This is a genomic window from Prescottella sp. R16 (genome assembly GCF_030656875.1).
GTDB lineage: Bacteria > Actinomycetota > Actinomycetes > Mycobacteriales > Mycobacteriaceae > Prescottella.
Genome location: NZ_CP130943.1, coordinates 1,048,314 through 1,071,710, shown reverse-complemented (window position 1 = coordinate 1,071,710; position 23,397 = coordinate 1,048,314). Strand labels below are relative to the sequence as shown.

The following is a 23,397-nucleotide window of genomic DNA, read 5'->3' as shown; positions in this document are numbered from 1 at the left end:
CCATGTCCGCCGTCGGCGCCGGGGCGGTCACGCCCGGACACCCGGCCGGAACTTCGGTACCCGCATGCTCACCTTCGTGCCGGCGCCGGGAGCCGTGTCGACGACCAGCCCGTAATCGTTGCCGAACGCGGCTCGCAGCCGGTCGTCGACGTTCGCCAAACCCACGTGCGCGGCCTCCGAAGTGCCCGAGCCGGGCCGCCCCGACGCCCCCGGCACCACCGCGTCCAGTTCCCCGGATCGCAGCAGTTCCGGGTCCATTCCGACGCCGTCGTCCTCGACGCTGATGACGGCATCCGGGCCGGCGTCGGTCGCGACGATCGTGACGGTGCCGCCGCCCGGCTTCCCGGACAGCCCGTGCCGGACGGCGTTCTCGACGAGCGGTTGCAGCGCCAGGAACGGCAGCGCCACGCTGAGCACCTCGGGTGCCACCTGCAGCCGCACCTCGAGCTGATCTCCGAACCGGGCCCGTTCGAGGGTGAGGTATCGGTCGATGTTGCGCAGTTCGTCGGCGAGGACCGTGTACTCACCGGCCGCCCGGAACGAGTAGCGGGTGAAGTCGGCGAACTCGAGCACCAGTTCACGGGCCCGGTCCGGGTCGGTCCGCACGAACGACGCGATCGTGCCGAGCGCGTTGTAGATGAAGTGCGGGCTGATCTGGGCGCGCAGGGCCCGCACCTCGGCGCGGTCCAGCCGGGCGCGGGAGGCGTCCAGTTCGGCCAGCTCGAGCTGCCCGCACACGTACCGGGCCACCTCGGTGAGCGCACCGAGCGTCGCCGGCCCCGGTTCGCTCGTCGTCACCACCGCGAGCACCCCGACGACGTCGGTGTCGTCGACGAGCAGCGGCTGCGCGACGACGGCCCGCACCACCTGGTCGGCGGGGCCCCGCTCGAGGTCTCCGTGCGCCACGAGCACACGACGGCGGCCGTCGATCGCCCGCACCGCCGCCTCCGACACCTGCTCCGACAGCGCCTCGTGCGGGCCGGTCCAGGCCAGCACGACACCGTCCGGGCCGAGGATCGCGAGGGCCTGCGCCCCGGTCAGCAGTTTCAGGTGCGGTGCCGCCTCGACCGCCGACTCCTCGTCGAGGCCGCCCCGCAGCGGTCGGGCCGCGAGCGACGCGGTGTGCAGTGTGTCGTGGACGGCGCGTTCGGCGGGGGTGGTGAGGACCCGGCGGGTCCGCACGACGACGAGCACCACCACCGCGACCACCACGATCAGGACGCCCCACACGATCGCGGTCACGACGTCGGCCCGCCGCCCGCGCACGTGTCCACGACGGGTGCCCCGGTGAACCGGCCCGACAGCCAGTCGAACGCACCGGGCATCGCCCGCGCGTCGGCGTGGACGTCGTCGGCGCGGTACCGCATCTCGATCACGTCCCCGATGCCGCACGCCCGGCCGACCGCCGCGATCGTCCAGTCGGCGCGAATGAGGTTGTCGCGCCCGGCGATCACGACGAGCATCGGCCCCGATGCCGGACGCTGCGGCAGCGCGTCGCGGGCCAGCCACTCCCGCATCCGGGCCACGTCGTCGTCGCTGCGCGGCAACGTGTCGGCCGGGGTGAGGCTCAGTGCCACCGACAGTTTCCGGGACTTGAGCGGCCCGGTGCACGCGCGCAGTACGTCCCGGTTCTCGGTGAGCGGCCCCCGGATGTAGGCGCTCGGGTCGAGTTCGGGATGCGACACCGACAGGCCGTCGAGCAGCATCGGCAGGAACATTTGTTGCGGCAGATCCAGGTTGGGTGGCCCGTCGGAGACGATGGGGCTCAGGTCCGCGGGCGGGGACAGTGCCGCCGACCCCACGAACTCGAGCCCGTCACCGTACTCGGCGGCCCGTTCCGCGGCCGCCCACGCGGCCTGTCCGCCCTGCGACACCCCGATCGCGGCCCAGCGCGGCGAGACGTCCGGGATCAGGAATCGGGCGGCACGTACCGCGTCGATCACGTTGTAGGCGGCGGTGATCGGCTCGAGATACGGGTGCGGACCGTCGGTCCCGAGGCCCTCGTAGTCGGTGACGGCGACGACGAATCCGCGGCCCAGCAGATCCCGCACCGGCCCGGCCTCCCCCAGTAGATTCGGGTGGCGTGACGGCGCGCACTCGTCGAGCAGTCCCGTCGTCGGATGGCCGACGGTCACCACCGGCCACCCGCCCGGCGGAGGGGTCCCGGCGGGGGCGAACACCGTGCCCGACACCTCGGTGCCGCGGCCGTCGATACCGGACGTCGACCGGTACAGGATCTTCTGTCCCACCAGACCGTCGGTGCCGGTGAACGGTTCCGATGCCGTGACCTGACCGCGCTCGGCCGGATTCGGCAACGGTGCCGCCGAAACGGTTCCGGCAGGCGGCGCCGTGCTGTACGGCACCGTCGTGTCGGGAGTGGCCGACGGAGCGGCCGGGCCACCGCAGCCGGCCGCGAGCACCGCGGCGGCGAGCAGGACGAATGCGGTCCGGGATCGGGTCACGGCTCGATTGTGCCTGCTCGCGGGGACCGTGCGCATCCGACCGGGATACCCGCTGGGCGGGAAAAGGTGGTTCTTTTCCACGCTCCCGCTGTCTACCGTCCGATCCCAGCCCGCTGTCCTCTGAAAGGATCGACCATGACCCGCACCTATCTCGTCACCGGCAGCGCCTCCGGCATCGGTGCCGCCACCGCAGCGCATCTCCGCGGCCAGGGCGCCCGCGTCATCGGCGCAGACCTGCGTGACGCCGACATCACCGTCGACCTTGCCACCGCCGCCGGCCGCGCGGCGCTGGTCGAGCAGACCCGTGGCCTGTCCGGCGGATCGATCGACGGCGTCATCGCCTGCGCCGGCATCGCCCTGTTCGACCCCCTCACGATCAAGGTCAACTACTTCGGTGCAGTCGCCACCCTCGACGGGCTGCGTCCGCTGCTCGCCGGATCGGACGCCCCACGCGCCGTGGTGATCTCGTCGGTCGCCTCCCTGCATCCGAACGATCCGGCGATCGTCGACGCCGCCCTCACCGGCGACGAGGACGCTGCCACCGCGGCCGCGCAGGCCGCCGTGCAGCGCGGCGACGGTGCGCTCGTGTACGCGTCGTCGAAGGCTGCGATCGCCCACTGGGTCCGGCGGACCGCGATCACACCGGAGTGGGCCGGCGCCGGCATCCCGCTCAACGCCATCGCCCCCGGGACCATCGTCACCCCGATGATCCAGGCGATGCTCGACAGCGACGAAACCCGCGCCGTCGTCGACAGTGCCGTCCCCATGCCCCTGAACGGGCACGCTCGCCCCGAACAGGTCGCTCCCCTCCTGTCGTGGCTGGTGTCCGAACAGAATTCGCACGTCACCGGCCAGGTCGTCTTCGTCGACGGCGGGGCCGACGCAGTCCTCCGCGGCGACGGCGTCTGGTAGGAGACGAGACGACCTCGGCCCGAGCCGGGCAACCGACTCGGGCCGAGGAGATTACGGAGGAACCTATTGTCCCATCACATATTTCACTGTCGGACCGGCCGTCCAGCCGCCGTCGACCGCGATCTCCGCGCCGGTGACGTACGACGCGGCGTCCGAGAGCAGGTAGGTGACGGCACCGGCGATCTCGCCGGCCTCGCCGACACGCCCCATCGGGGTGTTGGGGTAGTTCCCCTCTCCCTGCTGGATGCCCACTTCCGCGGTCATCGGCGTGTAGGTCATGCCCGGATGGACGGAGTTGACACGGATCCGGTCGGTGCCGAGTTCGACGGCCGCAACCTTGCTCAGCCCGCGGACCCCCCACTTCGAGGCGCCGTAGCCCGCCGTGAGCGCCAGGCCCATCAGACCTGCCGCGGACGAGATGTTCACGATCGAACCGCCGCCGGCCGCGCGGAGCGGCGCGATGACCGCCTGGATTCCGTTGAACACCCCGACCAGGTTGATGTCGAGAACCCGGCGGAAGTGCTCGAGCGGCTCGTGTTCGAGGTACTGCCCCGTCGACACACCCGCATTGTTCACCAGACCGGTCAACGTCCCGAACTCGGCGAGTGTGAACTCGACGGCGGCACGCCAGTCATCGGCATCGGTGACGTCGAGGTGCACGTAGCGCGCCGCGTCACCCAGATCACTTGCGGTGGAACGCCCCTCGTCGTCGAGAACGTCGGCGACGACCACCTTTCCGCCACCCGCCACGATCTGCCGAGCGAACTCGGCACCGAGACCACGGGCTCCACCCGTCACGAGAACTACCTTGCCGGACAACAATTCCGATACATCACTCATACGGCAGTCCTTTCACAGCTCGCCTGGAGCCGAGCGTAGCACCGATCCACCTGCGCCCGATCTCACAACCGGAACCCGGAAAATTCTGCTACCTGCTCCGAAACTGTTGCACCCAAGACGTTTACGAGATCCCAATCGCGCCCCGGACAACTCGCCGTCAGCTCACGACTCCGACTACGACGTTGGCGGCGACGAGCAGGAGCACACCGGTCGTCAATGCGACATACGTCCGATCTCGCTGTCGCACGAAGTGGTGGGTCGCGACGAGCAGTCCCGCGACGGGAAGCAGTGCGAACATCAGCAGACCGCACACCGTGACGACGGATGCTGCCGCGCGCGTCGACTCCACCACCCCGGCCACCATCCCGAGTGCGGTGACCGTGACGGCGACCGCCGTTCCCCGCCGCAGCAGGACGGCGAGTCGGGCATGCACGCTCGTCATCCGACCACCCCGCCGGTCCCGACGGCAGTGGACGTCATGGGGATCGCGAGCAGCACGAGGACCACGACGAACACGACCCGAAGATGGGCGGGGTTCGCCCACACCAGCACTCGTGCACCGAGCAGGGAACCTGCGACGGATCCGACGACGGCCGCTGCCGCGATGTCGACGTCGAGCTTCCCTCCGATCAGCACGGCTACCGCGGCACCGGCCGTCGTGATTCCGATCATCAGGTTCGCGGTCGCGGAGGACACCTTGAGCGGCAGCCGGAGCGCCATGTCCATCGCCGGGATCTTGAGCACCCCGCTGCCGATACCGAGGAGCGTGGCCAAGGTGCCGGCACCGAACATTGCGATCGTTCCCGCTCCGAGCGACCCGACCCGGTAGGGGATCTCCACACCGTCGGCGCCCGGGGCGGTCGAGTGCAGCCGGAGATCCGCCGCCCGATCCGGTCGTCCGGCAACCGGCATCGGCGAGGGCCGAGGACGCCGGAGCTGCAGCATCTGGATCGCGGAGACCACCAGCACCGCGGCGAACAATCCGTACAGCACCCGTTCGGGGACCGCCCCGACCATCGACAGCCCGACGAGCGCACCCAGCGCCGACGCGAGCCCCAGCACGATCGCGAGGCGAATGTTGGTCAGCCGCTGCACGATCAATGTCGGTGAGCTCGCACAGGAACACGCCACCACGGACACCAGGCCGACCGCGACCGCCGACTCGAAGGGCATTCGGGTGACGATCGTCAGAAGCGGCACGAGGAAGATTCCGCCGGCCATCCCGAGCGCACTTCCCAGCCCGGCCGCGACGAACGCGCCGGCCAGGACGATCAGCATCGTGCCCGCCGTCACTGCGTGTCCGGTCGGCGATGGAGTCGGGTTTCGAACGTCACGGCGTCACCCCGGTAGTGCAGGATCTCGTAGTCGACGGGACGGTCGTCCGTCGTGAACGTGGTCCGCTCGATCCGGAATACGGCGTCGCCGACCTGTACGTCCAGTGCGGCCGCGACATCGGCGTCCGCCAGGCAGGCACTGAGCCGGTACGTCGCCTCCACGAGCGGAACACCGTACGTGCGTTCGAGCAGGGTGAAGATCGGAGTGCTCTCGAGATCGTCCTCGGCGATCCGCCGACCCACCTCGGGAATCAGGTACGTCTGATCGAACGACAGCGCCCGCCCGTCGGCGCGCCGGACACGTTCGACGAACGTCACGTCCGATCCCAGCGGCACCGCGAGCGCATCCGCGACGCTCCGGGACGCCGGCTGTGTCCGGATGCTCACGACCTCGGCGTCGGCTTCGAGTCCCAGCGCATGCATGTCCTCGACGAAGCCGGTCAGTGCCGTCAGTGGTTGCGTGATCCTCGGCGCGGCCACGAACGTGCCCACCCCGCGCCGGATCTCGACCAGTCCCCGGCCGGCGAGGTTCTGGACGGCCCGGCGCACGGTGATCCTGCTGACCCCGAAACGCCGGATCAGGTCCTCCTCGCTGGGCAGTCGGTCACCGACCTGCCAGTGGGTCCCGATCTCGTCGGCGAGAGCCGCTTCCACCTGCGCGTACAGAGTCATCAAGACATTATAACGTCATAATGTCTTGATGAGCTGTCCTGCCACTGCAGCACCCGCTGCTCGGCCGCGACATCCCGGAACGAACGATCCCGCGGACCCGAACGCGACGAGCGGTACGGGGTGAGGTTCACGCCCCGATCGTGTCGCTCACACCGTCATCGCTCACGCTGTCCGTACTGCTCACACAAATTATTCTTTGGGCGGCACAACCTTCTTCGCAGCCTCGGCAGCCTTGTCGATGTGCCCGCTGTACTTGCCGCCGGTCTTCTCGTCCGCGATGTCCGCGGCCTTGTCGATGACGTCCTCGACCTTGTCGGCATGCTCGGCAGCGAGTTCCTGCCCCTTGTCGACGAGACCCTTGATGTTGTCCATGAAACCCATGCGGACATTGTCCCCCACCGGGACGGGAATCAGCGACCGGCGGCCTCGGTGGCCGCGGCCCCGTCCATCGCGCCACGCGCCCACCGCGGCAGGATGAACACGCCCTCCGCTTCGACGCACACACCGTCCGGACCCGAGAGGTGACCGGTGACGAACGTCTTGACGCCCTCGACGCGGTCGAGGCACGCCTCGAGGTGCAGCTTCCCGAGCGGGGTGGGCCGGCGGTACCGCAGCGTCAACGTCCCGGTCATGCCGGGCGCACCCGCATGCTCGGCGGCCTCACCGAGCACCTGGTCGAGCAGCAGCGCCGAGATCCCGCCGTGGGTCAGACCGGCCGGGCCCTCGTACTGCATACCGAGGTCGACGTCCGTCCACACCCGGCCGTCGTCCTCCCGATGAATGTCCAGCGGCGGGGCCACTGCGTTGCGCAGACCGACCGCCGCGTTGCCCCACGCGCGCCGTCCACCGGACGCGTTCCACCGCACCCCGTACGGGCGGGGGCGGGTGCGGCGGGCCAGCAGTTCCTTCGCCGCCTCGAGATGCTCGATCGCGCGGCGCACGTCGTCGTCGTCCGATTCGGTGGCGAGAGCGAGCCCGACCAGGTCCCGGACCGTTCCGGTGAGCCCCCCGTAGAGCTCGGCCTCGTGGGCGATCTCCTCGTCCGAAACGTCCTCCTGGACGTAGAGGCTCTGCTGGTCCTGGACCGAACCCTGCACCGACTCCGACACGCTTATCTCCCACTACCTGCTCGATGTGCACGATGCACGTTTTCTGCAGATTACAGAGGAGGGACCGGGGTGCCGTCAGTGCACTCCGGGCAGGTCCTCGCTCGACGCGAACAGCCGGCGGTGCTCACCGTGGATGCGGCCGGTGACCCACCATGCGACCTCGACCAGCACCACACCGACGCCGCCGATCACGAACGCGGCGGTCGTGGCCGCCACGTTCGACGGGTCGAGCTTGAAGAACTCGCGACTCAGCGGAATCGAGAACAGCACCACATAGCCGAGGACCGAGCCCGCCAGCAGCACGAGCTTCCACCACACGTACGGGCGCGCGACGACCGCGAGCACCCACAGCGCGATCATGATGAGCGTGATCAGCGCCGTCGTCCCGGCCTGCTCCACCTGCTGTTCGGTGGCGTCCGGACCCGCGTACGCGAGCAGGTACGACACGTACGTCGCAACGCCGATGATGACACCGGACGGGATCGCCAGCCGCATCACGCGGGCGACGAACCCGGAGCGGGCGCGCTCGTTGTTGGGGGCGAGCGACAGGATGAACGCCGGGATACCGATCGTGAACCACGCCGCGATCGTCACGTGCCGCGGCAGGAACGGGTACGGCAGCGGATCGAAGTCGAAGAGCTGCGCCGCCACCCCGGAGACACCGATGAGGAACGCCAGCAGCACCGAGTACACGGTCTTCGTCAGGAACAGGTTCGAGACGCGTTCGATGTTGCCGATCACCCGTCGGCCCTCACCGACCACGTACGGCAGAGTCGCGAACTTGTTGTCCAGCAGCACGATCTGCGCCACCGCCCGGGTCGCGGGGCTACCCGAGCCCATCGCGACCCCGATGTCGGCGTCCTTGAGCGCGAGCACGTCGTTGACGCCGTCGCCGGTCATCGCGACCGTGTGGCCGCGGGACTGCAGCGCACCGACCATCGCCCGCTTCTGATCGGGGCGGACCCGACCGAACGTGGTGGCGGTGTCGAGGGTGTCGGCCAGCTTCTCGGGGTCCTCCGGCAGCTGCCGGGCGTCGATCGCGTTGTCGCCACCGGGCAGGCCCAGCGAGGTCGCGACCGCGCCGACCGACACCGCGTTGTCCCCCGAGATGACCTTGACGTCGACCTTCTGGCTCGCGAAATATTCGAGGGTTTCGCGGGCGTCGGGGCGCACCTTCTGATCCAGGATCACCAGTGCCCGCGGCGTCACGACACCGGGGGCGTCGGCCGCGTCGACAGGGCGGTCGCTGCTGCCGAGCAGCAGCACGCGCAGCCCCTGTGCGCCGATCTCCTCCGCCTGCCGGGCCATGTCGCTGCCCGTGTCGAGCAGGACGTCGGGGGCGCCGAGCAGCCAGTTGCCGTGCTCCCCGTACGACTGGCCGCTCCACTTCTTGGCCGACGAGAACGGGGCCACCGCGGTGGCCGTCCAGCCCGGCGCGTCGGTGAGGGCGTCCCGGATCGCCAACATGCTCGCGTTGGGGCGCGGATCGTCGGCGGCCAGCGCGGCCAGCGCCTTCGCCGCTGCCGCGTCGTCGGACTCGGCGGTGCGCAGTTCGGCGAGCTTCATGCCGTTCTCGGTGAGGGTGCCGGTCTTGTCGGCGCACACGACGTCGACGCGGGCCAGGCCCTCGATCGCGGGCAACTCCTGCACCAGACACTTGCGCTGCCCCAACCGGACGACCCCGACCGCGAACGCGATCGACGTCATGAGCACCAGTCCCTCGGGGACCATCGGGACCAGCGCGGCCACCATGCCGTTGAGGGCGGGCCCAAGCGCCTGGCCGCTCGAGAACAGCTGGTTGTAGATGATGAGCAGACCCGCCGGGATCATCAGATAGGTGATGAACTTGAGGATCTTGTCGATACCGGAGCGCAGCTCCGAGTGCACCAGCGTGAACTTGCTGGCCTCCTCGGCGAGCTTGGCGGCGTACGCCTCACGGCCCACCTTGGTCGCCCGGTAGGCACCGCTGCCGGCGACGACATAGCTGCCCGACAGCACCTGCGCGCCGACCGGCTTGTGCACGGCGTCGGCCTCACCGGTGAGCAGCGACTCGTCCACCTCGAGCGCCGACGCCTCCACCACGATGCCGTCGACCACGATCTGGTCGCCGGGGCCGAGCTCGATGATGTCGTCGAGCACCACGTCCTTGGGTGCGACGGGCGCGGCGGTACGGTCGCGGCGCACCACCGGCTTGGCCTGGCTGACGATCGCCAGCTGATCGAGGGTTCGTTTGGCGCGGATCTCCTGGATGATGCCGATCCCGCTGTTCGCGATGATCAGCAGACCGAACATGCCGTCGACGATCGACCCTGTCGACAACACGATGATCAGCAGCACACCGAGGATCGCGTTGATCCGGGTGAACACGTTCGCCCGGACGATGTCCTTGACCGAGCGGCTCGCTCGGTCGGGGACGTCGTTGGTCCGCCCGTCGGCAACCCGCTGCGCCACCTGATCGGCGGTCAGGCCGTTCTCGATGTGCCGGGGATCGGTGTCCAGGGTGCCGACTGCTCCGCCACCGCCGTCGATCGGCTCGTCCGTTGCCATGTCAGCAAGAATAAGGCGGCGCGACGAAACCGGACGTCACCGCCACCACTGCGTCGTCTCCGGTGGGTGCAGACCGTCGATCCGTTGACCGACCATCGGCACCGCCACCCGGACCCCGGCCTGCCCCGCCGCGTCGAGCAACCGCTCGACCGGTTCACCCCACGGATGGAACGCGAGGTTGAACGTGGCCCAGTGGACCGGAACCAGCACGCCACCGCCGACGTCGCGGTGCACGCGGACCGCCTCCTCGGGGGTCATGTGGATGTCGGGCCACCGCTCGTCGTACGCGCCGATCGGCAGCAGCGTCACGTCGAACGGGCCGTACCGGCGGCCGACGTCGGCGAAACGCGCCGTATACCCGGAGTCGCCACCGAAGAACACCCTCCGGTTCTCCCCCGCGATCACCCACGACGCCCACAGCGTCGTGTCCCGGGCCAGGCCGCGGCCCGAGAAGTGCCGTGCCTCCGTGCACGTGAGGGTCAGCCCGACGACGTCGGTGCTCTCGTCCCAGTCGAGTTCGACGATCCGGTCGGCGGGGACGTGCCAGCGTCGCAGGTGCGCACCCACCCCGAGAGGGACGACGAACGTCGTGGAGCGGTTCCGGGCGAGGGCGGTGATCGTGGCCCGGTCGAGGTGGTCGTAGTGGTCGTGGGAGACGACGACCGCGTCGATGTGCGGCAGATCCGCGAGTGCCATCGGCATCGGATGCATGCGGGCCGGGCCGACGACGTCCGACGGCGACACCCGCTCGCTCCACACCGGGTCGGTGAGCACCCGGCGGCCGTCGATCTCGATCAGCACGCTCGCATGTCCCAGCCACGTCACGGCGAGTTCCCCCGCCGTCGTCGGCGCGAGCGGGGTCGCGAGCGGGATCTGCCGAGGGGGCGTCCCGACCGTGCCTCGGGTGAGGAACGCCTTGGCGAGACCGGACTGGGATCCGTCCGGCAGCGACGAGCCGGGATCGGAATTGTGGAATCGGTTGTCGCGGTAGCGCGGTGACGCCGCCGCATACGGACGGATCGCGGACCGGGATGCGCCGATCGACGGGAGCACCCCCCATGCGGCGCGGGCCACGCAGCCGGCGCCGACGGCTGCCGCCGCGGCCAGCAGTGTCTTTCCGATCATCATCGGCCCCGGAACTGCGGTGCCCGCTTCTCGGCCCGCGCGGCCCGGGCCTCCTGCGCGTCGTCGCTGCCCCACGCCGCGAACAGCGCCGCCAACTGTTCCTCGGTCTGGGGTTCGGTGGTGCCGTCGTCGTTGAAGACGAGTTTGAGATGCCGCAGCGACAGCGGCGCCAGCTCCGCGATGGCGTGCGCCCATTCCTGTGCGACCGCGAGGTCCCCGATCCTGTTGGCGAGCCCACGCGCGAAAGCCTCGTCCGCCGACAGCATTTCGGCGCCGAGCAGCATCGTGCGCGCCGGTCCCCCACCGACGAGCGACACCAGTCGCCGCACCGTCCACTTGTCGACGGTGATACCGAGTTTCGCGGCGGGAATCCCGAACCGCGCCTCGGGGGCGACGACCCGCAGATCCGACGCCAACGCCAACTGGGTACCGGCGCCGACCGCGGGCCCGTTGACCGCGGCGATCACCGGGACCGGGATCGAGTCGATCGTGTGCAGCATCTCGAGCAGGTGGTCGGTGAAACCCTCGGCGTACACGTCACCGGACAGGTCGGCACCCGCACAGAACGCGGTGCCCTGCCCGGTCAGCACGATCACCCGCGCCTCGTCCGCGACAGCCTGCTCGAGTGCCTCCCGTAACGCGATGCACAGCGCGGCACTCAGGGCGTTGCGCCGCTCCGGGCGCTGCAGTTCGAGAGTGACCACGTGGCCGTCACGGCTGGTCCCGATCATCCGACTCACTCGCTTTCTCGGTGGGCGGGTCGTCCCGGACGGACGATCCGCGGCGGTGCGCTGCCACAGTACCTGTGACGCACCCTGCACAGGCAGGCCGACGTCCCGGAACAACACCGCTGCCTGCGCTGTTGCCCCACGCATGACCACCGATACCGAACTCGACGTCGTGGTGATCGGCGCCGGGCAGGCCGGCCTGTCCACCGCGTATCACCTGCGCCGCACCGGCCTGGTGCCCGAACGGGAGTTCGTGGTCCTCGACCACGCGCCCGGGCCCGGCGGGGCATGGCAGTTCCGGTGGCCGTCCCTGACCCTGCAGACCGTCAACGGCGTCCACGACCTCCCGGGGATGCCGTTCTCGGACACCCTCGGACCCGACGTCGAGGCCGTCCCGGCTGCTGCGGCCGTCCCGCACTACTACGGGCTCTACGAGAAACGGTTCGAACTGCCCGTACACCGACCGGTGCACGCGACGGTCGTGTGCGACCGGGGTGAGCGGCTCGCGGTGGAAACCCCGGGCGGCACGTATCTGACCCGCGGCCTGGTCAATGCGACCGGCACCTGGGAGCGCCCGTTCGTGCCGTCCGTGCCCGGTGCCGAACTGTTCGAGGGCAGGCAACTGCACACCCGCGACTACCGGTCGGCACGCGAGTTCGAGGGAGCGCACGTGATCGTCGTCGGCGGCGGCATCTCGGCGGTGCAGTTGCTCGACGAGATCTCCACCGTCACGACCACCACGTGGGTGACCCGCCGCGAACCCCAGTTCCGGGAGGAACCGTTCACACCCGAAATCGGCCGGGATGCAGTGGCGCTCGTCGAGGATCGGGTGCGCCGCGGACTCCCACCCGGGTCGGTGGTGTCGGTGACGGGGCTGCCGGTGACTCCCGCGATCCGGGCTGCCCGGCAGCGCGGCGTCCTGCACCGGTTACCGATGTTCTCCGAGATCACCGCGACCGGTGTCCGATGGGCCGACGGCACCGAGCAGCGCGCCGACGTCATCCTGTGGTGCACGGGTTTCCGGTCGTCGCTCGATCATCTCGCCCCACTGCGGTTGCGCGGCCCCGGCGGCGGCATCACCATGACGGGCCGGCTCGCCACCCAGGTCGCGGCGGACCCGCGAGTGCATCTGGTGGGGTACGGGCCGTCCGCGTCGACGATCGGCGCGAACCGGGCCGGGCGCGCAGCAGCCCGTGAGCTGAGCCTGTTCCTCGGCCGGTGACGGCACCGATTCAGCTGACCGCCTTCATGATCGACACGATGCGGGTGGAGCAGTGCACCGCGACGGCGTCGGCCGGCAGCTCGCCCGGCCAGCCCGGGGGAACCAGCAGGTACCGGCGTCGAACGTGCCGGTCCAGGTAGGTGACGTCGTCGGTCCACGCGTCGGCGCAGTGCACCACGATGTCCTCACCGGACATGTCCGGGTCGTCGAGCATCATGGGACCGACACCGAGGTCGTAAACACGCGCCCCGGCAAGCGATTCGGTGCTTTCGACCGAATCCGCACCAACTTCCGAATCTCCACTCGGGTGGGTCATGTGGACCATTTCACCATCACCTCCGGCGCTCCGCTCGCGATACACACAGTTTGCCGCCATCATGGTCTCGTGGCAGGCATTCCGGAGTGGGCCGAACCGCTGGACCTCGCACCGCACCCCGAGGGGGGCTGGTATCGCGAGACGTGGCGCAGCGACATCGAGCTGCCGACCGTCGCGCTGCCCAACATGTTCGCGGGCGCCCGCGCCGCCGGGACGGCGATCCTGTTCCTGCTCGAGGCCGGCCGGCAGTCGACCTGGCATGCGGTCCGCGGCACCGAACTGTGGCTGTACCACCGCGGCAGCCCCCTGCTCCTCGAACTCGGCGGCGCCGGCAATTCCCCCGGCGACGTCACCCGACACATTCTGGGCACGGACGTGGCCGCCGGGCAGACCCCCCAGGTCGTCGTCCCGCCGTGCACGTGGCAGCGGGCCCGCCCGATCGACGACGACGCCACCCTCGTGAGCTGCATCGTCGTGCCCGGCTTCGACTTCGCCGACTTCCGGCTCGAGGGCCAGGACTACCCGATGCCCGCACCCGAGCCGTACTGACGTCGGCACGCAGGCACGCAGCGGCCTCGATGTCCACCGACGGCCCCGGTCATCGTCGGCGAACGTCCCGCGGCCTGGCACCTGCCGTGTTCCTCACCCCACGGACGCGTCGTCGATCTGGGCCGGACAACTACCGCCGGGAACCGTCGCCAACTCGAAGTGCCACATCTCGTTCGCATAGGTCTGGCACAGCCCGTACCGTTCGCCGTGTTGGGCGAGCCAACTGTCGGCATCGGTGGGCCCGATATCGACGGCGTCCCCCGAGACGTGCGTCGACCGCTCCGGGGTGTTCACCCACCGACGCGCCTCATCCTCGCTCGCATACGTCCGGACGGCGTTGTCCAGCAACGACTTCTGATAGGGGGCACTGCGCCAACCGCTGGTCACCACCATCCGGATGCCGTCCTCCTGCGCGTCCGCCGCCGCCGATCGCAGCGCCGCGCGCAGGGCCGGATCCAGGTTTGTGAGCGCCGGGTGGACAGCGTCGAACGGTGAGAGCGAGGTGCCCGACGGGAGGTATCCGTCGGACTCCCCCAGTCCCCGGAACACCGTCGACTCGCCGTGCCGATCACCGAAGTCCATCAGTGCCTTCGCATCGCTACGGAGGGTGGAGCACCCCGATACAGCCAGCAACGTGCCACCCGCGAGCGCCGCCGTGAGAGTACGAACGAGGATCGACCGCTCCGAGATCCACATGGAGTCCTCTTCCGGTAGTCGGCCCGCTGCTCGGGCCTGTCGCGAACACTCCATCGCGTTCGGTGTTGCGTGGGCGTAGGCCGTTTTCCACACATTTCCGCAACACGGCTCCTCCCTAGACTGACAAGACGCCGGCGGTACCGTCGGCGCTGTCGGGCACGGGAGATACGAATGCGGGTCTTGATCGTCGAGGACGAACTGTTCCTGGCCGAGGCGCTGCGCGACGGGCTGCGGCACGACGCGATCGCGGCGGACATCGCACTCGACGGCGACGAGGCGCTCGAACGGGTCGGCGTCAACGACTACGACGTGGTGGTACTCGACCGCGACCTCCCCGGAGTGCACGGGGACGACGTGTGCGCCGCGATCACGCGTGACCACCCGGCGACCCGGGTGCTGATGCTGACGGCCGCCGCGCGACTCGCGGACAAGGTCGACGGATTCCGGCTCGGAGCCGACGACTACCTGACCAAGCCGTTCGACCTCGAAGAGTTGATCGCCCGCCTGCACGCACTGGCTCGGCGTCCGCCCGCGGCGTCGACACCGGTGCTCGGGTTCGCCGATCTGCGGCTCGATCCGTTCCGACGCGAGGTATACCGGGGCGGCCGGTTCGTCAAGCTCACTCGTAAGCAGTTCGCGGTGCTCGAGTTGCTGATGCGCGCCGACAGTGGCGTCGTCAGCGCCGAGACGCTGCTCGAGAAGGCGTGGGACGAGAATGCCGACCCGTTCACGACGGCACCGCGGGTGACCGTCTCGACGCTGCGGAAGGCGCTCGGCGACCCGGACCTCGTCCGGACGGTTCCGGGCGCCGGTTATCGGCTCGCCGATCCGGAGGCCGGTCGTGACTGACCGCGGCGCCCGGCCCCGTCGACGCCGGAGCGCCCAGCTACGGCTTGCGTTGAGCTATGCGGCCTTCCTGGTCGCGGCCGGGGCGACCGTCCTCGCCGGCGTGTACATCGTTCTGCGCTACGTTCCGAACTATCCACTGACGGCGGCGAATCCGAGAGAGAGCGACGTCGCGGTGGCGTCGCGCCAGGAGATCCTCGATGCGCTGCTGCGGCTGTCCGGGGTACTTCTCGCCGGCCTCGCGCTCGTCGGCATCACCGGCGGCTGGTTCCTTGCCGGGTGGGTGCTGCGACCGCTGCGGCGGATCAACGATGCGGCGCGCATCGCCGCCACCGGGCGTCTCGATCACCGCATCCACCTCACCGGTCGGAACGACGAATTCCGGCAGCTGGCAGATACTTTCGATCACATGCTGGACCGGCTCGGCGAGGAATTCGCGGCACGCCAGAGGTTCGCGGCCAACGCGTCACACGAGCTGCGCACCCCGCTGGCGGTCACGGCCACGATGCTCGACGTCGCCCGCCGGCATCCGGAGTCACAGGACTATCCCACGCTCGTCGACCGGCTCACGGTGACCAACGCCCGCGCGGTGGGGCTGACCGAGGCGTTGCTCGAGCTGGCGGACGTGGGCACCGCGACGGCCGTCGCCGACACCGTCGATCTGGCGTCCACGGTCGCGGACGAGCTCGCCGACCACTCGGAGGAATCGGCCGGTCGGTCGCTGCGGATCCGAACCGAGCTGCGTCCGGCACGCACCGTCGGGAACCGCGCACTGCTCACACAGCTCGTCGCCAACCTCGTCCAGAACGCCGTGCGCCACAACGTCGCGGGCGGAGAGCTGGCCGTCCGGACCGGCCCCGAAGACGGTGGGACGGTGGTGCTGGAGACCGAGAACGACGGTGACGCCTTCACACCCGAGCAGGCGTCCCGACTGCACGAACCGTTCCTCCGCGGCCGAGGTCGGATCGGTCCGTCCGCACGCGACACGGCCGCCCGCCCACATCACCGCGGGTACGGGCTGGGGCTCGCTCTCGTCGCGCGCATCGTGGAGGTCCACGACGGCGATCTGCAGATACGGCCGCGGCCGGGCGGCGGCCTGTTCGTGACAGTCCGTCTCCCGGCCGCGTGACGACCCGTGCGCGTACTCAGCCGCGAGCCGGCACCGATTCCGGGTCGCCGCCGGACGCCACCGGAACCTGTCCGGACGGGCCGGTCTCCTTGCGCGGATTCACGAAGAACATCACCACCGCGAAACCGAGCATCAGCACGGCCGCGGGCAGCATCGCGGACTGCGCCATTGCGGTCGCGAAGGGTTCGCGGACCATCTCGGGCAACTGGCCGCCCATGAAGTGGCCCTCCCCTGCCGAGGCGCCGCCGGCGACGCCCACCGTGGACAGCTCGGCGGTGATCCGGGACGTCATGAGCGCGCCCATTGCCGCGCTGCCGAGGACGGCACCGACCTGGCGGGTGGTGTTGTAGACACCCGAACCGGCGCCGACGTGTGCCATGGGGAGGTTCCGGGTCGCCGTCGCGGAGACCGGCGCCCAGATGAACGCGTTGGATGCGCCGATGACGGCCATCGGCAGCAGGATCTGCCAGATCGGGGTGGTCGGGGTCAGTCGTGTCGCCAGCCAGGCGGTGGCGAGGGCGAACACGAGGAAACCCGGTCCCGCGATGAACCGTGGGTGGGCCCTGTCGACGAGCCGCCCGACGAACGGGGCGAGGATGCCGGTGACGATCGCCATCGGCGCCATCAGCAGGGCCGATCGAGTCGGCGACAGGCCGGTGACGCTCTGCGCGTAGTACATGAACGGGAGCATGACCGCGGTGATGGAGAAGCCCATCGTCATGATGCCGAGGTTGGCGACCGAGAAGTTCCGGTCCTTGAACAGGCCGAGCGGGACCAGAGGTTCGTTGCGGTTGACCTTCTGCCACCACACGAACGCGATCATGAACACGACACCGACGCCGATCAGCCCCCAGGTGCGCGCGTCCCAGTCGTACGAGTTGCCTTCCTGCAGGCCGAAGACGATGCAGAACAGACCGACCGCGCTGAGCGCCACACCGACCAGGTCGAACTTGTGGTTGTTGGTCGGCAGCACCGGAACCAGCCGCCACGCGAGCACGAACGCGACGACACCGACCGGGACGTTGACGATGAAGATCCACTCCCAGCCGAGGTTGTCGACGAGGACACCACCGAGGATCGGCCCGACCAGTGTCGCGACGCCGGCCACCGAACCCCACAGGCCCATCGCGGCTCCACGCTTGTCCGGCGGGAAGATCCGGGTGATGACGGCCATCGTCTGCGGCGTCATCATGGCCGCGCCGAGGCCTTGGAAGACGCGCGCGATGATCAGCATCTCGATGCCGCCGGCCAGGCCGCACCACAGCGACGCCAGCGTGAACACCGTCAGGCCGATCAGATACATGTTCTTCGGCCCGAACCGGTCACCGAGTCGTCCGGTGACGAGCAACGGGACCGCGTAGGCGAGCAGGTAGGCGCTCGTCACCCAGATGACCGCGTTGACGTCGGCACCCAACTCGGCGGTGATGACCGGGTTCGCGACGGCGACGATCGTGCTGTCGACGAGGATCATGAAGAAGCCCAGACACAGGGCCCACAGGGCCGGCCAGGGCCTGCTTACGGTAGTCATCGGTTGCCCTTCAAGTCGGTGAGCTTCAGTGATGAGAGGTGTGCGTCGGTCACCCACGGCACGTCGCCGGCGCGGACGCGTCCGACGAACGCGCGCAGCCAGTCCAGCTCCGCCCGGATCATGGCCCGGGTGTACGCGAACGGAACGGTGAACAGTTCCGGGACGTCCCGGGCCGTGTCGGCGAGAACGTCCAGATCGACGAGTTGCGCGTCCAGTGCGGCGATGCGCTCGTCCAGCAGGGTCAGGGCCTCGGCGGACGAGAGGTTGTGCAGTTCGGACAGTCCGAGCGGGAAGCGCGGATATTCGGGCGCCGGAACGCGCACGGTGTCCGCAACCCACTGTCGGACGGCATCACGGCCGGCGTCGGTGATCTCGTACGTGGTGCGCTCCGGCCGGTTCCCCTGACGGTCGACACCCGTGGCGGTGACGAGTTCGTCCCGTTCGAGTCGTTCGACCGCGTGATACAGCGAGCCGGGACGCACCTTGACCAGCCGGTCCCTGAGGCGGGTGCCCAGTACCTGCCACATCTCGTACGGATGCATCGGACGTTCGAAGAGCAGGGCGAGGACCGAGACGCCGAGCGCCGTGACCGACCGGGGCAGCACCGTCACCCCACCTTCCGTATCGAATATTCGGAGTGGAATATACGAGTGGCGCGCGGACCCGGGCAATGCCGTTCACCGCATGTGACGAGGGACACGGCCGCGGGGCGATCACCCGAACGTGTCGGGATCCGGGCCGATCCGGCCGTCGGTCCGGTCGAGCGATGCGAGTGCGGCCATGTCGTCGGCGGTGAGAGCGAAGTCGAACACGTCGATGTTCGACGCGATCCGCTCCGGCGTCACCGACTTCGGGATCACGACGTTGCCGAGCTGCACATGCCATCGCAGGATCACCTGCGCGGGTGTACGGCCGTGAGCGTCGGCGACAGCGCGGATCGTCTCGTTCGCGAGCATCGTGCCCTGCCCCAGCGGGCTCCACGCCTCGGTGACGATGCCCAGATCGGCGTGGACCGCACGCAGGTGGGCCTGCGAGAAGCCGGGATGCAGTTCGATCTGATTGAGCACGGGCGTCTCCCCCACCGCGTCCACGAGCCGGGTCAGGTTGTCGGCCGTGAAGTTGGAGACGCCGATCGAGCGGACCCGGCCGTCCCGCTTCAACTGCTGGAACGCCCGGAACGAGTCGAGGTATCGGCCCTTCGCGGCGACCGGCCAGTGGACGAGATAGAGGTCGAGGTAGTCGAGTCCGAGACGGTCCAGGCTCGCGTCGAACGCCCGCAGGGTCTCGTCGTAGCCCTGGTCGTCGTTCCACAGTTTCGTGGTCACGAACAGGTCTTCCCGGGCTACCCCGGAGTCGGCGATCGCCCGGCCGGTCCCGGACTCGTTGTCGTAGATCCGGGCGGTGTCGATGCTGCGGTACCCGACTTTCAGAGCCTCGGTGACGGCGTCGTACGCCTGATCGTCGGGCACCTGGAACACGCCGAAGCCGAGTTGTGGGATCGAGTTGCCGTCGTTCAGTTCGACGGCGGGAACGGAACTGATGGAGGTCATGTTCGGGCAACCACCGCGACGCCTCCACATGTTCCCGGGTGTCTCACAACGTGGACACCCGGGAACATGGGGCACCCGTGTCGGCGGGCTACTCCTGCTTCAGCGCCAGAGCCCGCAATCGCTCGACGGCCGCCGGTCCCACGTCGGCGAGCCGAGCACCCGGTTCGTACCCGACGGCGACGAGTCGACCGGTGAACGGGAAGGCGCCATGGGCGAGGAAGTTGTCCCACGACACCGGGGAGCGCCGGTCGATCCCGACGTCGATCCCCTGGAAGAGCGCCTGCCCCGCCATCGAGGAGACCCGGGACAGCTCCGCCACACGCCGCCCACCGACTTCGAGACCAACCGTCAGCGTGGAGGCGTCGTGGGCGTGCACATCCAGCACGATCTCCTGACGGCCGGGCGTGAGGCTCCGGTACCGGATCTCGTCCACGGTTCCGTACGCGTTGTGAACGTAGCGGAGTCCGTCGTCGTCGATGTAGAGGCCGTACCCGCTGTACTGTCCGCCGTGCGCGACCAGCGTCCCCCTGTCACCGACCGCGAGATCCACGTCGACGGTGATGCGATACGACCGCAACGCCACCAACTGGGCCGAGCGATAGCGTTCGAGCGTCGGTGTACCGGGGAGTATGCGCACCGGCTGCGACATCGCCGACTCGCGGGCCGGCCGGAGCGCGCGTTTGAGTCCACTGCCCTCGTCGAGCGGGAACACCTGGTTCTCCCACGCGGCCCGTTCCCACCGCTTCGACAGCTCGGCGACCTTGTCCGGGTACACGTCGGCCAGGTCCGTCGTCTCGGTCGGATCGGAACGCAGGTCGTACAGTTCGTATTCGCTGTCGTCGAAGGGGTTTCCCGTGACGTGGCGGCTGACGATCTCCCAACCGTCCTCGTGGTAGCCGCGGTGCCCGAACATCTCGTAGTGCTGACCGCCACGGTCGTGTGGAGCGTCGCCCGACGCCATCGTCCCGGCAAAGCTGCTGCCGTCCAACGGCTTCAGCGGAACACCCTGCCGGTGGTCGACGTCCGGGACACCGGCCAGCTCGAGCAGGGTCGGATAGAGATCCACGGCGTGGACGTACTGCCGACGGATCTGACCGCCATATCCGGAGAGTCGGCGGGGCCACGACAGGACCGTCGGAACCGTGTGCCCGCCGGCGTGCGTATTCACCTTGTAGAGACGGAACGGCGTGTTCGACGCCATCGCCCATCCCCGCGGGTAGTGCGGCATGGACCTGGCCGTCCCGACGAGGTCGATCGTTTCGAGGTCACGCGCGAAGCCGTCGGCGCGGCTGCCCTTGTCGTGGAAGCGGCGCAGGGCATCGAAGTACTGCATCGTCCCGTCCTCCTCGCCCTCACGTGAGGCGCCGTTGTCCGACGTGAACAGGACGATGGTGTTGTCCCACTCGCCGAGGTCCTCGAACACTGCGCGCACCCGGCCCAGGCTCTGGTCGACGCTGTCGACCATCGCGGCATAAACCTCCATGTAGCGGGCGAACACCGCCTGCCGGTCCGGGTCGAGGCTGTCCCACGACGGCACCGAATCCCCCGCCTCGACGTTGCGCGGGGACAAGGCGGTATCGGGACGGACGATGCCCAACTCCTGCTGGCGGCGGAAGCGGTTCTCTCGCAAATTGTCCCAGCCACCCGAGTACGCCCCACGGTGCCGGTCGATGTCCTCGGGCTTGGCGTGCAGCGGCGCGTGGACGGCGCCGTGTGCGACGTAGAGGAAGACCGGCTTGGCCGGGTCGGCGGCCTTCACCGACTTCACCATCCGAACGGCCTCGTCGGTGATGTCGTCGGTGAAGTAGTAGCCGGGCGGATAGCTGTCCGGCGAGATCTGTTCGTTGCCACGCAGGATCGCCGGCGGGTTGTGCAGGTCCGTCATCCCGCCGAGGAAACCGTAGAACCGTTCGAAGCCGCGCTGCAGTGGCCACGAATCCATGGACGCCGCGTCATGGTCGTCGTTGTCCTTGCAGAGGTGCCACTTTCCGACCGCCATCGTCGCGTAGCCGGCACCACGCAGCGTCTCCGCGACCGTCGGCACATCGTCCGCCAACTCCATTGCCAGGGAAGGGAAGCCAGGATCCGCATGGGCGACGTATCCGACACCGGCGGCATGCGCGTTCCGGCCGGTCAGGAGCGCGGCCCGCGTGGGCGAACACATGGGGGTGACATGGAAATTGGTGTACCTCAGCCCCTCGTCGGCCAACCGGTCGATGTTCGGTGTCGGGATCTCCGAACCGAAGCACCCGATGTCGGAGTAGCCGAGGTCGTCGCACAGAATCACGACGATGTTCGGCGCTCCCTGCGCGGACGGTCGCGGCGGCCAGTAGGACTCGGAATCGGCGATGGTCCTGCCGACCCGACCACGGAAATCGTGGTAGGCGCGCCGCTCCGGAGAAAGGTCGACCGGCACACCACGTTCGTCGAATTCGGACTCGGTCATGGAAGACAACCTTTCACTATTTCGTCATGTCCACGTGGCGGAGGTCGAAGATGCCGAGATTCATCCAGGGCATGTCCTCGGTGCCGGTCACCTTCGCGGTGGAGACGGTCGCGTTGGTCTGGTTGCAGATCTGGTTGTACAACGGTGTCCTCTTCTCCTGCGGCAGGATCGGACTCGAGGCTTTCACAGCCAGTCCCGCGATCTGTGTATTGCCGTCGGCCAGACTGTAGGGGCCGGTCAGGAAGTAGTCGACCGTCTCGGCGGGGTCGAGCTTCGGGCTGAAGGTGTTCGCCACCGACGATCGGAAGTCACCCACGATGTATCGCGGTTCGCTCTGCGCGATCGGAATCGGGTTGAGTTCGGCAACGATCCCGGCGGCCGACGGCGCCGATTGAACAACGTTGGCCGGCTTCTCGGTGTTGGTGCCTGCCGCCCGGTCACCGGCCGGGTACAACTGGCGGTTGATCTTGCAGGTGCCGGAGAACAGCGCGCTGATCGCTTCCGGATCGATCGCGAGAGAATGAGGCGGGAAATGAACCGACCTTCGGACAGGACGATCGTCGGCACCGGCGCGGCGAGCGGCATCGGCCGGGCCTTCGAGGTCGATGTCACCGACACGGTGCGCTGCGAGGAGACGGCGGATTCAACGCATACGCCCGCTGACAGCGCCTCCACCCGCCGGTCCGGCGACCACCGTCGACTCCGTTGTGTCGCCGTCGTGGTCGGGCCTAAGTTCTATCCAGGCGGTCTGATCTCCGGAAGGGGTGAGCAATGAACCTCGGATACCGGCTGGCGTATCGATTCGGCTTCACACCATGGGAGAGTGCCGGGCGCAGCGTCTTCGGCGACCAATTGAAGCACCTGCTCGACGCCGCTCCGCCACCCGGCGATTCGGGTACGGCGAAGGCCGTCGATCTCGGCTGCGGCACCGGCGATCATGCGTTCGAACTGGCGGCCCGCGGATGGTCCGTCACCGCCGTCGATTCCGTCCCACTCGCGATCGAGCAGGCTCGGGCAAAGCTACCGGCCGCCGGCGCGGACGTGACCTTCGTGCTGGGCGATGTCACGAACCTGCCCGCATACGTGGACAGCGGGTACACACTGGCGCTCGATATCGGCTGCTTCCACGGACTCGGCGACGAGCAGCGCACGGCGTACGGCAGCGGCCTGACCGAGGTAACCGTGCCCGGCGCTCGGTTGCTGATGTTCGCGTTCTCGCCCGGTTTCCGCGGCCCACTACCCCGGGGCGCGTCGCGGGCCGATATCGAGCGGTCCCTCGGCGGATGGACCGTCGTCGGTGACGAGCCCATGAACGTCTCGAGTGCGCCGGGCGTACTCGCGAGCGCGAAACCGAGATTCTTTCGCCTCGTCCGCGAGTGATCGAGA

General features: G+C 69.1%; 25 protein-coding genes. 7 read left to right on the top strand and 18 right to left on the bottom strand.

Features of this window, described 5'->3' with window-relative positions:
* Positions 1–27: 27 nt before the first annotated feature.
* On the bottom strand, positions 28–1,230 hold the full coding sequence (locus tag Q5696_RS05005) for a sensor histidine kinase (protein ID WP_305095140.1): 1,203 nt from the start codon (positions 1,228–1,230) through the stop codon (positions 28–30).
* 8 nt (positions 1,231–1,238) lie between these two features.
* Positions 1,239–2,498: a lipase family protein gene (locus Q5696_RS05000; protein WP_370654861.1), complete on the bottom strand. Its 1,260-nt coding sequence runs from the start codon at positions 2,496–2,498 to the stop codon at positions 1,239–1,241.
* A 99-nt stretch (positions 2,499–2,597) separates the two neighbouring features.
* Between Q5696_RS05000 and Q5696_RS04995 the strand changes: the two genes are divergently transcribed.
* Positions 2,598–3,374 carry an SDR family oxidoreductase gene (locus Q5696_RS04995; RefSeq protein ID WP_305094107.1) on the top strand — a complete coding sequence of 259 codons (777 nt, stop codon included), beginning with the start codon at positions 2,598–2,600 and terminating at the stop codon, positions 3,372–3,374.
* 63 nt (positions 3,375–3,437) lie between these two features.
* Here Q5696_RS04995 and Q5696_RS04990 read toward each other — a convergent pair whose 3' ends face one another.
* The 9 genes from Q5696_RS04990 to Q5696_RS04950 form a co-directional block, all read right to left on the bottom strand.
* Complete coding sequence (locus tag Q5696_RS04990) at positions 3,438–4,214, bottom strand: SDR family oxidoreductase (protein ID WP_305094106.1); 777 nt, start codon at positions 4,212–4,214, stop codon at positions 3,438–3,440.
* A 157-nt stretch (positions 4,215–4,371) separates the two neighbouring features.
* Entirely contained in the window at positions 4,372–4,656 is a 285-nt protein-coding gene (locus Q5696_RS04985) for a DUF1634 domain-containing protein (protein WP_305094105.1), read from the bottom strand.
* A complete protein-coding gene (locus tag Q5696_RS04980; protein ID WP_305094104.1) occupies positions 4,653–5,507 on the bottom strand; it encodes a sulfite exporter TauE/SafE family protein in 855 nt (284 codons plus the stop codon). The genes Q5696_RS04985 and Q5696_RS04980 overlap by 4 nt, the downstream gene beginning before the upstream one ends.
* Entirely contained in the window at positions 5,504–6,220 is a 717-nt protein-coding gene (locus Q5696_RS04975) for a GntR family transcriptional regulator (protein ID WP_305094103.1), read from the bottom strand. Before Q5696_RS04975 ends, Q5696_RS04980 begins: the two co-directional genes overlap by 4 nt.
* Positions 6,221–6,409: 189 nt before the next feature.
* Positions 6,410–6,601, bottom strand: a complete 192-nt coding sequence (locus tag Q5696_RS04970) for an antitoxin (RefSeq protein WP_305094102.1) — start codon at positions 6,599–6,601, stop codon at positions 6,410–6,412.
* 29 nt (positions 6,602–6,630) lie between these two features.
* Positions 6,631–7,329 (bottom strand): PaaI family thioesterase, encoded by a 699-nt coding sequence (locus tag Q5696_RS04965; protein WP_305094101.1) that lies wholly within the window; start codon positions 7,327–7,329, stop codon positions 6,631–6,633.
* 75 nt (positions 7,330–7,404) lie between these two features.
* The gene (locus Q5696_RS04960) at positions 7,405–9,876 is read right to left on the bottom strand and encodes an HAD-IC family P-type ATPase (protein ID WP_305094100.1); all 2,472 of its coding nucleotides are present in this window, start codon (positions 9,874–9,876) and stop codon (positions 7,405–7,407) included.
* A 36-nt stretch (positions 9,877–9,912) separates the two neighbouring features.
* Positions 9,913–11,004, bottom strand: coding sequence for an MBL fold metallo-hydrolase (locus Q5696_RS04955; RefSeq protein WP_305094099.1), 1,092 nt, complete (start codon positions 11,002–11,004; stop codon positions 9,913–9,915).
* Positions 11,001–11,732 (bottom strand): enoyl-CoA hydratase, encoded by a 732-nt coding sequence (locus Q5696_RS04950; RefSeq protein ID WP_305094098.1) that lies wholly within the window; start codon positions 11,730–11,732, stop codon positions 11,001–11,003. Before Q5696_RS04950 ends, Q5696_RS04955 begins: the two co-directional genes overlap by 4 nt.
* Before the next feature lie 142 nt (positions 11,733–11,874).
* Between Q5696_RS04950 and Q5696_RS04945 the strand changes: the two genes are divergently transcribed.
* Positions 11,875–12,951 carry an NAD(P)-binding domain-containing protein gene (locus tag Q5696_RS04945; RefSeq protein ID WP_305094097.1) on the top strand — a complete coding sequence of 359 codons (1,077 nt, stop codon included), beginning with the start codon at positions 11,875–11,877 and terminating at the stop codon, positions 12,949–12,951.
* Positions 12,952–12,961: 10 nt separating this feature from the next.
* On the opposite strand, the gene Q5696_RS04940 is transcribed toward Q5696_RS04945, so the two are convergent.
* Positions 12,962–13,267, bottom strand: a complete 306-nt coding sequence (locus Q5696_RS04940; RefSeq protein WP_305095139.1) for a DUF1254 domain-containing protein — start codon at positions 13,265–13,267, stop codon at positions 12,962–12,964.
* A gap of 69 nt (positions 13,268–13,336) precedes the next feature.
* Here Q5696_RS04940 and Q5696_RS04935 point away from each other — a divergent pair, with 69 nt between their 5' ends.
* Positions 13,337–13,816, top strand: a complete 480-nt coding sequence (locus Q5696_RS04935; RefSeq protein WP_305094096.1) for a cupin domain-containing protein — start codon at positions 13,337–13,339, stop codon at positions 13,814–13,816.
* A 93-nt stretch (positions 13,817–13,909) separates the two neighbouring features.
* Here Q5696_RS04935 and Q5696_RS04930 read toward each other — a convergent pair whose 3' ends face one another.
* Positions 13,910–14,512 (bottom strand): M15 family metallopeptidase, encoded by a 603-nt coding sequence (locus Q5696_RS04930; RefSeq protein WP_305094095.1) that lies wholly within the window; start codon positions 14,510–14,512, stop codon positions 13,910–13,912.
* A 171-nt stretch (positions 14,513–14,683) separates the two neighbouring features.
* Between Q5696_RS04930 and Q5696_RS04925 the strand changes: the two genes are divergently transcribed.
* Both Q5696_RS04925 and Q5696_RS04920 read left to right on the top strand, forming a co-directional pair.
* Complete coding sequence (locus Q5696_RS04925; RefSeq protein WP_305094094.1) at positions 14,684–15,361, top strand: response regulator transcription factor; 678 nt, start codon at positions 14,684–14,686, stop codon at positions 15,359–15,361.
* Positions 15,354–16,487 carry a sensor histidine kinase gene (locus Q5696_RS04920; RefSeq protein ID WP_305094093.1) on the top strand — a complete coding sequence of 378 codons (1,134 nt, stop codon included), beginning with the start codon at positions 15,354–15,356 and terminating at the stop codon, positions 16,485–16,487. The genes Q5696_RS04925 and Q5696_RS04920 overlap by 8 nt, the downstream gene beginning before the upstream one ends.
* 16 nt (positions 16,488–16,503) lie before the next feature.
* Here the strand turns inward: Q5696_RS04920 and Q5696_RS04915 are convergent, their stop codons facing one another.
* From Q5696_RS04915 to Q5696_RS04895, 5 genes are all read right to left on the bottom strand, one after another.
* The gene (locus tag Q5696_RS04915; RefSeq protein ID WP_305094092.1) at positions 16,504–18,015 is read right to left on the bottom strand and encodes a DHA2 family efflux MFS transporter permease subunit; all 1,512 of its coding nucleotides are present in this window, start codon (positions 18,013–18,015) and stop codon (positions 16,504–16,506) included.
* Positions 18,012–18,626, bottom strand: coding sequence for a PadR family transcriptional regulator (locus Q5696_RS04910; RefSeq protein ID WP_305094091.1), 615 nt, complete (start codon positions 18,624–18,626; stop codon positions 18,012–18,014). Before Q5696_RS04910 ends, Q5696_RS04915 begins: the two co-directional genes overlap by 4 nt.
* Positions 18,627–18,728: 102 nt before the next feature.
* On the bottom strand, positions 18,729–19,565 hold the full coding sequence (locus tag Q5696_RS04905) for an aldo/keto reductase (protein ID WP_305094090.1): 837 nt from the start codon (positions 19,563–19,565) through the stop codon (positions 18,729–18,731).
* A gap of 88 nt (positions 19,566–19,653) precedes the next feature.
* Positions 19,654–22,011: an arylsulfatase gene (locus Q5696_RS04900; RefSeq protein ID WP_305094089.1), complete on the bottom strand. Its 2,358-nt coding sequence runs from the start codon at positions 22,009–22,011 to the stop codon at positions 19,654–19,656.
* A 16-nt stretch (positions 22,012–22,027) separates the two neighbouring features.
* Entirely contained in the window at positions 22,028–22,327 is a 300-nt protein-coding gene (locus Q5696_RS04895) for a hypothetical protein (RefSeq protein WP_305094088.1), read from the bottom strand.
* 75 nt (positions 22,328–22,402) lie between these two features.
* Between Q5696_RS04895 and Q5696_RS04890 the strand changes: the two genes are divergently transcribed.
* Positions 22,403–22,786 carry a hypothetical protein gene (locus Q5696_RS04890; RefSeq protein WP_305094087.1) on the top strand — a complete coding sequence of 128 codons (384 nt, stop codon included), beginning with the start codon at positions 22,403–22,405 and terminating at the stop codon, positions 22,784–22,786.
* Positions 22,783–23,391 carry a class I SAM-dependent methyltransferase gene (locus Q5696_RS04885; protein WP_305094086.1) on the top strand — a complete coding sequence of 203 codons (609 nt, stop codon included), beginning with the start codon at positions 22,783–22,785 and terminating at the stop codon, positions 23,389–23,391. The genes Q5696_RS04890 and Q5696_RS04885 overlap by 4 nt, the downstream gene beginning before the upstream one ends.
* Positions 23,392–23,397: the final 6 nt, after the last annotated feature.